This window comes from Geobacillus sp., assembly GCF_017515625.1.
Lineage (GTDB): Bacteria > Bacillota > Bacilli > Bacillales > Anoxybacillaceae > Geobacillus > Geobacillus stearothermophilus.
The window spans coordinates 1-11,089 of the sequence record NZ_JAFWFM010000030.1; the positions used below are offsets into that span (position 1 = coordinate 1).

Sequence of the window (11,089 nt, forward strand, 5' to 3'; positions counted from 1 at the left end):
ACGATCGAGTGCTTTTTCCGGCAGGCGAAAGATCAACTGAAGCTGGATGGATACCGCGTTCGCCACATTCGGGCGGTGAAACGGTATTGGGCGGTGGTGCTGCTCTCCTGCGTGTACAGCATCGCCGAATCCCGACAAAATCTCTCCACCGGGCTGGAGCTTCTTCGGTCGCGGAAAGACCACAGCGTCGTCGAGTTCATTTATGACGCTGCAAAGCAAGATATTCCCATTGATGTGATCAAAAAACAGCTCCGTATCGCGTAAGGGGTACCCTGTTTGTCTCTCTAACCATGGAAATTATTGTAATGAAAAATGCTCATCTACAGTTATGAAGCAAAGGAGTGATGATGATGACGATGCCAAAAGCGTTAACGATCGCCGGCTCGGACAGCAGCGGCGGCGCCGGGCTGCAGGCGGACTTAAAAACGTTCCAAGAGCTTGGCGTTTACGGCATGACGGCGATCACGACAATCGTCGCCATGGACCCGCACAACCGGTGGGCGCACCAAGTGTTCCCCGTTGACCTAGCAACGATCGAAGCCCAGCTTGAGACGATCATCGTCGGCGTCGGCGTTGATGCTCTCAAAACGGGGATGTTGCCGACGACGGACATCATTGAACTGACCGCGCGGACGATTGAAAAGCATGGTTTGAAAAATGCGGTCGTCGATCCAGTTATGGTGTGCAAAGGGGCGGATGAGCCGCTCCACCCGGAAAATACGGTGTGCTACCGGGAAACGCTTGTACCAAAAGCAACGGTCGTGACGCCGAACTTGTTTGAGGCGGCGCAGCTAGCCGGCCTGCCGCGCATTGAAACGGTTGAAGACATGAAAGAGGCGGCTGGACGCATTCATGAGCTCGGAGCTCAATATGTGATCGTCAAAGGCGGACGGAAAATTCCGCACGACTATGCGGTTGACGTCCTTTATGACGGCCAAACGTTCGAACTGCTTGAATCGGAACGGATCGACACGACGTATACGCATGGCGCTGGCTGCACGTTCTCAGCCGCCATCGCCGCCGAACTGGCAAAAGGCCGGCCGGTGAAAGACGCCATCGCCACCGCCAAGGCGTTCATCACCGCCGCCATTCGCCATTCGTTCCCGTTAAACGAATACGTCGGCCCGACGCATCACGGCGCGTACCGACGCTATGAAGGAAAGTAGGCCACGTTTCGATCCTTGTCTTTTTTCACAAGACAGCCCGCTCCCGGAGCAATAGCGCTAGCTTCTTTTGCAAGACAGAGAACCGGCGTGCCCATGCCTAAAAAATGGATGCACAGGACGGGCTTGGCCATAATCAAATAGGCATTATGCGCCGCGACAACATGGAGAAAGGAGAGTGCCGCCATTGCGCGTATCCGCTGTCCAATATCATTTGCATACGATCCGTTCGTTTGACGAATTTGCCGCGCAAGTGACGCATTACGTCAAAACAGCGCAAGAGTTTGACGCCGAGTTTGTCTTGTTCCCAGAATTTTTCACGACCCAATTGCTTTCCATTCCACTTGATGACGGACGTCAAGCAGCGATCGACGACTTGCCGGACTACACGGAGCCGTATTGCGGGCTGTTTACGTCGCTCGCCAAAGACACGGGCATGTATTTGATCGGCACGCATGTCATCCGCGAAAACGGCAAGCTGTACAATGTCGCCCACTTGTTTGCGCCGGACGGAACGATCCATCGCCAAGCGAAGCTGCACATCACCCCGACCGAGGCCAACGAATGGAACATCGCCCCGGGTGACGGACTGCACGTCTTTGAAACGGACAAAGCGACGATCGCTATTTTGACGTGCTATGACATCGAGTTTCCGGAAATCGTTCGCCTGGCGCGCGCGAAAGGGGCGGACGTCATCTTCTGTCCGTCGTGCACCGACGATCGGCACGGGTTTTATCGTGTACGGTATTGCTGCCACGCGCGGGCGGTCGAAAACGAAGTGTATGTCGTCACGACCGGCACGATCGGGTCGCTTCCGACGGTCGACTTTATGCGCGCCAATTTCGGCCAAGCGGCCGTCATCACGCCAAACGACATCCCGTTCCCGCAAGGCGGCGTCCTTGCGGCGGGCGAGATCAACAGCGACATGGTCATTACGGCTGACCTTGACTTGTCGCTCCTTCGCAAAGTGCGGGAAAAAGGATCGGTCGCGACATGGCGCGACCGGCGCACTGATCTGTATCCAGACTGGAACACGATGGCGTAACAGCGGCGGCCCTTCGCCCCGCCTCCGGGCGGAGGTGCCAAGGGGGGCGGCGGCCGGACTAAAAGGGTGCGGCGCCGCGACATGTGTTGGCATCCGAACCAAAGCAGGGTGCGGCACCCCTTTGCCTCGTCTTAAAGCTGATCATGGCGACACCGCCTCAACACTGCCATCGCCCAGCCGAAACAGCATAGCGACGCGGCGACACGGTAAGGCGGTCGGACGAATTGCGAGGCCGCAACAACGCCTATATGATGAAGGACAAAATGCCGATCATGACAACAGGGTGTCCCCACCGAGGAACACCCTGTTCATTTCGCTTATGACAGCGATTTCTTAAACTGATCAAACTGTTCCGCCACTTTCCCTTCCGGCGCTTTCGTCAACAGGCTCACGACGACAATAGCGGCGAGGCTCGCGGCGAAGCCCGGAATCATCTCATACAACAGCCCTTTCAAATACTCCGACTGCGTCCACAAAATGACCGTTGCCGCCCCAGCGACCATGCCGGCGAGCGCCCCCCATTTCGTCATCCGCCGCCAGCATAAGCTAAGCAAAATGACGGGGCCAAACGATGCGCCAAATCCAGCCCACGCATAGCCGACCAAGTTTAAAATGGTGTCGTTTTTCGTGTACGCCAGCGCCGTTGCGACAATGGCGACAAGGAGCACCGACAAACGCCCGACGAAGACAAGCTCCTTATCCGAAGCCGCGCGGCGGAACACGACTTTATACAAGTCTTCGGTCAGCGAGCTCGACGTGACGAGCAACTGTGACGAGATCGTGCTCATAATCGCGGCTAAAATCGCCGCCAGCAAAAACCCAGTAATAATCGGATGGAACAAAATGTGTCCGAGTTGAATAAACACCGTTTCCGGATCATCAAGCTTCATGCCGCGCTGCGAAAAATAAGCGATTCCAAAAAGACCCGTCAACATCGCTCCGACAACGGAGAAAATCATCCAGCCCATGCCGATGCGCCGGGCGCTTTTCATTTCTTTCACCGACTTAATGGCCATAAAGCGGACGATAATGTGCGGCTGGCCGAAATACCCGAGCCCCCAGGCGAATAACGAAATGATGCCAAGAACACTCGTTCCTTTCCATAAGTTCAACAAGTTGGGATCGATGTCGCGGATCGTCTCCATCGTATCTACTGGCCCGCCTGTATGGAGCAGCGTCACGACTGGCACTAAAATCAACGCGATGAACATAATCGTCCCTTGGACAAAGTCCGTCCAGCTGACGGCCAAAAAGCCGCCAAACAGCGTGTAGGCGACAACAACACCGCCGACGATCCACAATCCCGTATGGTAGCTAACACCAAATGAGTTTTCAAACAGAACGCCCCCCGAAACGAGGCCGGACGAGACATAAAACGTAAAAAAGACCATAATGACAATCCCAGATACCATTCGCAACAATTTCGTGGCATCCCCGAATCGGTTTTCCAAAAACTCCGGAATCGTAATCGAGTCGTTCGCTACTTCCGTATAGACGCGCAAGCGCGGCGCGACAAACAACCAGTTTGCATAAGCGCCAAGCGTCAAGCCGATGACGATCCAAGCGGCGCTCACCCCATCGACATACATCGCCCCCGGCAGCCCCATGAGCAGCCAGCCGCTCATGTCGGAAGCCCCGGCGCTGAGCGCCGTCACCGCCGGTCCGAGCGTCCGGCCGCCAAGCATATAATCAGACAAATTGGACGTCCGTTTATACGCCCAATAGCCAATCCAAAGCATGCCGACTAAATACACAATGACGGAAAATAAAACCATATGGGCTCTCCTTCCTCTACTGTCTTGTCACCACTTTCATCATAACGAAATTGATAGTATTTACACAATAGTATTTATTTTTCCATACCTCTATAATAAACAAATTGACAAAACCTTTGCCAACTCTACCCTCTTTCTGGTATAATATTCTGTAAATTCAAAATCAATCGTTTATGTCTTTTTATACATAAAAAATTATTTTATAAAAATGCACACGAAATGATATTAGCCATATGCCCTTCAGTTAATGTGGCGAAAAACATTGAAAAATGCGCCTTTTCCCCATTTATACGGCGTGCCAAAATGTTCAAACAATTATTTTTATAAAACCTATTGCATAATAACAAAAATATTGATAGTATGATAATCGTTCATCGACAATGATTCCAAAGGGGGATTTTATAGGATGTTAAAAATGAAGAAAGGTTTGATCGTAGCGGTCGTTGCTGCGTTGTTTATGGCGCTCGCCGCTTGTGGCAAGTCGACAGAAACAAGCTCTCCGTCAGGCGCTGAAAAAGAAGGGAAGCAAAAAATCACCGTCGGGACGGACGCGGCGTTTGCGCCATTTGAATATATGCAAAAAGGAAAAATTGTTGGGTTTGACGCCGACCTTTTGGATGCGGTGATGAAAGAAGCCGGCTTGGATTATGAATTAAAAAACATCGGCTGGGATCCGCTGTTCGCTTCGCTGCAAAGCAAAGAAATCGACATGGGCATTTCCGGCATTACGATTACGGACGAACGGAAACAATCTTATGATTTCTCAGCTCCGTACTTTGAAGCAACACAAGTCATCTTAGTCAAACAAGGCAGCCCGGTGAAAAACGCCCTTGACTTAAAAGGGAAAACGATCGGCGTTCAAAACGCGACAACCGGTCAAGAAGCTGCGGAGAAGCTATTTGGCAAAGGCGATCATATTAAAAAATTCGAAACGAGTGTTGTTGCCATTATGGAACTGCTAAACGGCGGTGTTGATGCTGTCATCACGGACAACGCGGTGGCAAACGAATACGTGAAAAACAATCCCAATAAAAAACTGCAAGTCATTGAGGATCCAAAAAACTTCGCTTCAGAATATTATGGTATGATCTTCCCAAAAAACAGCGAATTGAAAGCAAAAGTGGACGAAGCATTAAAAAACGTCATCAACAGCGGCAAATACACTGAAATCTATAAAAAATGGTTTGGAAAAGAACCGAAGCTTGATCGATTAAAACAACAATAAGCGTGCGAACAAAGAAAATGCGTAACTACCCGCAAGTTACGCATTTTTCTTAGAGAAAGGTGAGATCGATGGATTTTCGTTTTGATATTATTGTTGAATACGCCCCTTACTTTTGGAAAGGGCTGCTCGTAACGATCGGCGTATCATTAGCCGGCATCGTGTTCGGCCTCATTCTCGGCCTGTTCATCGGCCTTGGCAAAATGTCGTCCAACCCGATTATTCGTTTGCCGTTTTCGTGGTACATTAACTTTTTCCGCGGTACGCCGCTTGTCGTGCAAATTTTGCTCGTCCATTTCGGCGCCATGCCGCTCTTTTTCGCCCAGCCAAATGCCGTCGCTTCCCTGGCCGTCTCGCTGTCGCTCAACTCGGCCGCGTATGTGGCCGAGATTTTCCGCGCCGGCATCCAGTCGATCGACAAAGGGCAAATGGAAGCGGCCCGCTCGCTTGGGATGACGCATGCGCAGGCGATGCGCTACATTATTTTGCCGCAGGCGTTAAAGCGAATGATTCCGCCGTTTGCGAACGAGTTTATCGTCTTAATTAAAGATTCGTCGCTTGGGATGGTCATCGCCGCCCCGGAAATCATGTATTGGGGGAAATCGGCCGCGGGTGAGTATTACCGTGTTTGGGAGCCGTATTTAACAGTGGCGTTCATCTATTTGCTCTTAACGCTTTCGTTAAGCAAACTGTCACACTATCTTGAAAGGAAGTATTCGACCCAATGATTGACGTACGCCAGCTGAAAAAATCGTTCGGTTCGCTCCAAGTTTTAAAAGGAATCGATGTCCATATTCGCGAAGGAGAAGTCGTGGTCGTCATCGGCCCATCGGGGTCGGGAAAATCGACGTTTTTACGCTGTTTAAACTTGCTTGAGGATTTCGATGAAGGTGAAATTATTATTGACGGCATTAATTTAAAGGCGAAAGACACGAACTTAAATAAAGTGCGGGAAGAAGTCGGAATGGTGTTCCAGCGCTTTAACTTGTTTCCGCATATGACGGTGCTGAACAATATCACGCTGGCACCGATGAAAGTGCGGAAATGGCCGCGTGAAAAAGCGGAAGCGAAGGCGATGGAGCTGCTCGCCAAAGTCGGGCTGCAAGACAAAGCGCACGTCTACCCGGACTCCCTCTCCGGTGGACAGGCGCAGCGCGTCGCCATCGCCCGGGCATTGGCCATGGAACCGAAAATCATGCTGTTTGACGAGCCGACGTCAGCGCTTGACCCGGAAATGGTCGGGGAAGTGCTCTCGGTCATGAAGCAGCTGGCCAATGAAGGGATGACGATGGTCGTCGTCACCCACGAGATGGGCTTTGCCCGTGAAGTCGGCGACCGCGTCTTGTTTATGGACGGCGGCTACATTGTCGAGGAAGGGAAGCCGGAAGACTTGTTCGACCACCCGCAGCATGAGCGGACGAAAGCGTTTTTATCAAAAGTGCTGTAAAACGTCGTCTTGCCTGTTTGAGGCAAGACGACTTTTTTAGGCACATATCATGCCCCCTATAATGCAACCACGTTGCCTCTCCATCTCTTCAATGTTCCGTCAACGGCTCCCCCATTTCAGGCATCTATGACACCACAAAAGCCCTTCTGAACATAAAAAGCCGGCCGAACCCCGGCCAGCCTCGCTTTACAACACAAACTGCATCACCCAAATCGAACCGGCGACAACGACAACAGCAATAAAGAAGCTGTATACCATGTTGAACGTTTGCACTTTGCCGCTGTCGCTTTCGTTGACGTGCATGAATAGAAACAGCTGCAAGCTCGCTTGGATGATCGCGAACAAGACGATGATGACGATCACGGCTTTAAGCGGCAGCCCAGACGAGAGCGCCACCCAAAGAGCCGCAAACGTCAAGACGAGCGACAACAAAAACCCAATAATATGTTTCCACGGAAATGATTCGCGATGGCTGTTTGCGCCCATGTTAGATCACCATCCCTAACAAATAGACGAGCGTGAAGATGAAAATCCAAACGACGTCCAAAAAGTGCCAGTACAAGCTGACAATAAACACTTTGCGCGCTGTTTTCGGCGTAAAGCCGCGCTGGAGAAGCTGGATGATGATCAAAATCATCCAGCCAATCCCTACACTGACGTGGGCGCCGTGCGTGCCGACGAGCACGAAAAAGCTTGATAAAAATGCGCTCGTCTGCATCGTCGCTCCTTCATGGACGTAATGGATGAACTCGCGAATTTCAACCGTAATAAACCCCAACCCAAGCAGAAGCGTCACGAGCAGCCAAGCGATCAGCCCGCTCATGCGGCCGCGGCGCATTTCAAAAATGGCCAACCCACATGTGAAACTGCTCGTCAACAGCAACAACGTTTCGATCAAAACGTCTTTTACCTCAAACAGCTCCGCTGCCGTCGGCCCCGAGCCGGTCCGTTGGAACAAGACGAGATATGTCGCAAACAGCGTCGCAAACAGCGCGACTTCCGCCCCGAGGAAAATCCAGAAACCCAATATGTTCAACCGACTTTCTTGCGTCCGATACTCCAGCGGCACCGTTTCCTCATAGCGATGTGCAGCTTCTCCCATTCGTCACGCCCCCTTCCGCACCGCTCGTTCCGTCCGTTTGATTTCGTCAACCGGAATATGGTAGCCATCATCGTCTTCAAATGAGCGGAGAATCAATCCAAGCACAATGAACAACGCACCAACGATAGCCAACGCAAACCACTTGAACACAAGGCCGAACCCGGCGACGAAAAACGCCACCGACATCCAAAACGGGCGTCCTGAGTTGCTTGGCATATGGATCGGCTTCAAGTCTTCTTCTTTCACGTGGAAGCCGCCATACTTTTTCTTCATCACCCAATACGCGTCCACATCTTCGACAACCGGCGTCACCGGGAAATTGTAATGCACCGGCGGCGACGCGGTCGCCCACTCAAGCGTCCGTCCGTTCCACGGGTCGCCGGTCATGTCGCGCTCGCCGTAGCGGGCGCTGTAATAAATGTTGTAACAAAGCACGATAAACCCGATGCCCATCAACACCGCCCCGACCGTCGCGACGACGTTGAGCGGCGTCCAGCCGAGACCAGCCGAGTACGTGTACATGCGGCGCGTCATCCCCATCAATCCTAGGAAATACATCGGGAAGAAGCAGATGTTAAAGCCGATCATAAACAGCCAAAACGTCCACTTGCCAAGCCGTTCATTCAAGATATGGCCGAACATTTTCGGATACCAATAATGCAAACCGGCAAAGCAGGCGAACACCGTACCCGCGATCAACACGTAATGGAAATGGGCAATCAGAAAATAGCTGTTATGGTATTGATAATCGGCCGCGGCCATTGCCAGCATCACGCCTGTCACGCCGCCGATGACAAAGTTCGGAATAAACGCCAGCGACCAAAGCATCGCGGTTGTAAAACGAATTTTCCCTTTTCGGATCGTAAACAGCCAGTTGAAAATTTTCACCCCGGTCGGGATCGCGATCGCCATCGTCGTGATCGAGAAGGCAGAGTTCACGGCCGGCCCTGCGCCCATCGTAAAGAAGTGGTGCACCCAAACGATAAAGCTTAAAAACGCAATGCCGACGATCGAACCGACCATCGCCTTATAACCGAACAGCCGTTTCTGCGCAAACGTGCTGACCACTTCCGAGAAAATGCCGAACGACGGCAAAATGACGATATACACTTCCGGATGGCCCCAAATCCAGAACAAGTTCGCCCAGAGCATCGACATGCCGCCGTTGGCCATCGTGAAAAATTGCGTGCCAAATACGCGGTCGAACGTCATTAATGCCAAGGCGACCGTCAACACCGGGAAGGCGAAAATAATGAGCACGCATGTGATGAGAATCGTCCACGTAAACATCGGCATGCGCATCAACGTCATGCCCGGCGCACGCATTTTTAAAATCGTGACAAGGAAGTTGATCCCGGTCATCAATGTTCCGATCCCGGAAATTTGTAAAGCGACAGCGTAATAGTTGTTGCCGACGCCATGGCTGAATTCGTTGCCGGCAAGCGGGAAGTACGCCGTCCAACCGGCGTCCGGCGATCCGCCGATGACGAATGAAATGTTAAACAGCAACGCACCGAAGAAAAAGAGCCAAAAGCTTAACGCATTCAAATATGGAAACGCGACGTCGCGCGCCCCAATTTGCAGCGGAACGACAATGTTCATCAAACCGATGATGAACGGCATCGCCATAAACAAGATCATAATCGTCCCGTGCGTCGTAAATATTTCATTATAATGTTGCGCGTCAAGAAACTTCATGTTCGGCGCGGTCAGCTGCGCCCGCATCAAAAGCGCATCAACGCCGCCGCGGAAGAGCATCAAAACTGCGCAAATAATGTACATGACGCCGATTTTTTTATGGTCGACGGTAGTGAGCCATTCGTTCCACAGCCATTTCCATTTTTTAAAATACGTCAAGACGAACACAATGCCGATTATCGTTAAAACGATCGCGACATCAGCCGCGTAAATGAGCGGCTCTCCGGTTACGAAAAACTCGCTCCATTTCATCTTTCGCTCCTCCTTTCCTACTCCCCATGATGGTGACCGTTTGTCATCGTTTCATCATGTTGATCGTCATTTTTCATTGGCTTTCCATCTCCATGATGGCTGTTCTGTTTCGCATGGTCAATCCATTGCAAGTGGGTGTTCGAAAACGTCATTCGCCCAACAAGCCCCGGTTTTAAAATTTGTGTGTATTTTTCCTCATCGAACTTCGGGGCGGTTTGTTTCACTTCATTTATCCATTTGCGGAAGTCCGTTCCCGTTTGGGCGACAACCTCAAATTCCATATGGGCGAACTTTTCCCCGGAAAAGTTGGCGCTCCGCCCCATATACGATCCTGGTTTATCAGCTTGTAAAATCAGCTCTGTCTCCATGCCGTCCATCGCATATTTTTGTCCGCCTAGCTCCGGCACCCAAAACGAATTCATCGGTCCGACGGACGTGAGCTTGAATTTGACCGGCACACCGGCCGGAATATGGACGTAGTTGACCGTTTCAATGTTTTCTTCCGGATAGCTGAAAATCCATTTCCAGTTCGCCGCCGTCACATGAATCGTGATCGGTTTCACGTTCTCGGTCGGCGGCTTTTCCAATGCAAACGTCGCCTTCACTGTTGGAACAGCGAGCGCAGCGACAATCAAAATCGGAATGGCCGTCCAGACGACTTCAAGCAACGTGTTTCCTTCCTCATCCGGCGGCTCATAGCCGGCATTTTCCGGCTTCTCGCGATAACGAATGAGAAAAACGGCAAACAACGTAAATACAACAACAATAATGAACAACATAAAGCCGACAGACCACATGATCAAATCATACTGCATGCGCGCCACCGGCCCTTGCGGATTTAACACCGCTGTGCGCTCGACGCAACCACCAAGCAAAAGCAAAAACGGCAAGGCTAACATGACGCGCCATATCGCCTGTTTCATCGCTCTGTATCCCCCTTTATCCGTCCCCGATATCCAGGGCGTCTTCCATCCAATAATTTATTTGTTTTCTACCATATCAAAGTTGAAAATATTTGAAACCAACACACGCAAAAGTTCATAAATCAGCAAAATATTTGTCACAAACTGTTCAATCATTGTTCAAGAAATCGCCACTTGTTTTCCTCGTTCAGGGAAATATTGATGGGAAAAGGGATTGAAGGAAGAAAAAGCCATCAAAAAAACGGCCGGATTCCTACGTTCCAAAAAATCCGGCCGTTTCTTGTATGTGAACTACCCACCACCTACGCTTCGCTTAGAGGCGGGGGCTTCAAGCGACTTGTGTGTGTTCGCTGAACGGTAAGCCACACACAAGAACCCTTTACGCTTCCCTTCGTTCCGAAGGTGTCCGTTCTAGCCATATTCTATCCTATTCGTTGGCTAACGCCAACCGACATTCATCTC

The 11,089-nt window shown here is 51.2% G+C and carries 10 protein-coding genes and 1 pseudogene; 6 read left to right on the plus strand and 5 right to left on the minus strand.

Annotation, left to right across the window (positions count from 1 at the left end; translation table 11 throughout):
- The 3 genes and pseudogenes from IKE44_RS01840 to IKE44_RS01850 form a co-directional block, all read left to right on the plus strand.
- Positions 1–264: pseudogene (locus IKE44_RS01840) on the plus strand (IS701 family transposase); the annotation flags it as partial.
- Between the two features lie 86 nt (positions 265–350).
- The gene (gene pdxK / locus IKE44_RS01845; RefSeq protein ID WP_049625419.1) at positions 351–1,166 is read left to right on the plus strand and encodes a pyridoxine/pyridoxal/pyridoxamine kinase; all 816 of its coding nucleotides are present in this window, start codon (positions 351–353) and stop codon (positions 1,164–1,166) included.
- Positions 1,167–1,350: 184 nt separating this feature from the next.
- The gene (locus tag IKE44_RS01850; protein ID WP_049625417.1) at positions 1,351–2,208 is read left to right on the plus strand and encodes a carbon-nitrogen hydrolase family protein; all 858 of its coding nucleotides are present in this window, start codon (positions 1,351–1,353) and stop codon (positions 2,206–2,208) included.
- A 317-nt stretch (positions 2,209–2,525) separates the two neighbouring features.
- Here IKE44_RS01850 and putP read toward each other — a convergent pair whose 3' ends face one another.
- Positions 2,526–3,983, minus strand: a complete 1,458-nt coding sequence (gene putP, locus IKE44_RS01855) for a sodium/proline symporter PutP (protein ID WP_049625416.1) — start codon at positions 3,981–3,983, stop codon at positions 2,526–2,528.
- Positions 3,984–4,389: 406 nt separating this feature from the next.
- Here putP and IKE44_RS01860 point away from each other — a divergent pair, with 406 nt between their 5' ends.
- The 3 genes from IKE44_RS01860 (at position 4,390) to IKE44_RS01870 (ending at position 6,652) form a co-directional block, all read left to right on the plus strand.
- Positions 4,390–5,208 carry a basic amino acid ABC transporter substrate-binding protein gene (locus IKE44_RS01860; RefSeq protein WP_049625415.1) on the plus strand — a complete coding sequence of 273 codons (819 nt, stop codon included), beginning with the start codon at positions 4,390–4,392 and terminating at the stop codon, positions 5,206–5,208.
- Positions 5,209–5,276: 68 nt separating this feature from the next.
- Positions 5,277–5,933 carry an amino acid ABC transporter permease gene (locus IKE44_RS01865; protein ID WP_049625414.1) on the plus strand — a complete coding sequence of 219 codons (657 nt, stop codon included), beginning with the start codon at positions 5,277–5,279 and terminating at the stop codon, positions 5,931–5,933.
- Positions 5,930–6,652, plus strand: coding sequence for an amino acid ABC transporter ATP-binding protein (locus IKE44_RS01870; RefSeq protein WP_011232919.1), 723 nt, complete (start codon positions 5,930–5,932; stop codon positions 6,650–6,652). Before IKE44_RS01865 ends, IKE44_RS01870 begins: the two co-directional genes overlap by 4 nt.
- Positions 6,653–6,838: 186 nt before the next feature.
- Here IKE44_RS01870 and qoxD read toward each other — a convergent pair whose 3' ends face one another.
- From qoxD to qoxA, 4 genes are read right to left on the minus strand one after another with little or no spacing between them, the layout of a single operon-like run.
- Complete coding sequence (qoxD, locus tag IKE44_RS01875) at positions 6,839–7,138, minus strand: cytochrome aa3 quinol oxidase subunit IV (RefSeq protein WP_011232920.1); 300 nt, start codon at positions 7,136–7,138, stop codon at positions 6,839–6,841.
- Between the two features lies 1 nt (position 7,139).
- Positions 7,140–7,754, minus strand: coding sequence for a cytochrome aa3 quinol oxidase subunit III (qoxC, locus tag IKE44_RS01880; protein WP_049625413.1), 615 nt, complete (start codon positions 7,752–7,754; stop codon positions 7,140–7,142).
- A gap of 3 nt (positions 7,755–7,757) precedes the next feature.
- On the minus strand, positions 7,758–9,704 hold the full coding sequence (gene qoxB / locus IKE44_RS01885) for a cytochrome aa3 quinol oxidase subunit I (protein WP_049625412.1): 1,947 nt from the start codon (positions 9,702–9,704) through the stop codon (positions 7,758–7,760).
- A gap of 17 nt (positions 9,705–9,721) precedes the next feature.
- Positions 9,722–10,627, minus strand: a complete 906-nt coding sequence (gene qoxA / locus IKE44_RS01890) for a cytochrome aa3 quinol oxidase subunit II (protein WP_287464844.1) — start codon at positions 10,625–10,627, stop codon at positions 9,722–9,724.
- Positions 10,628–11,089 lie beyond the last annotated feature (462 nt).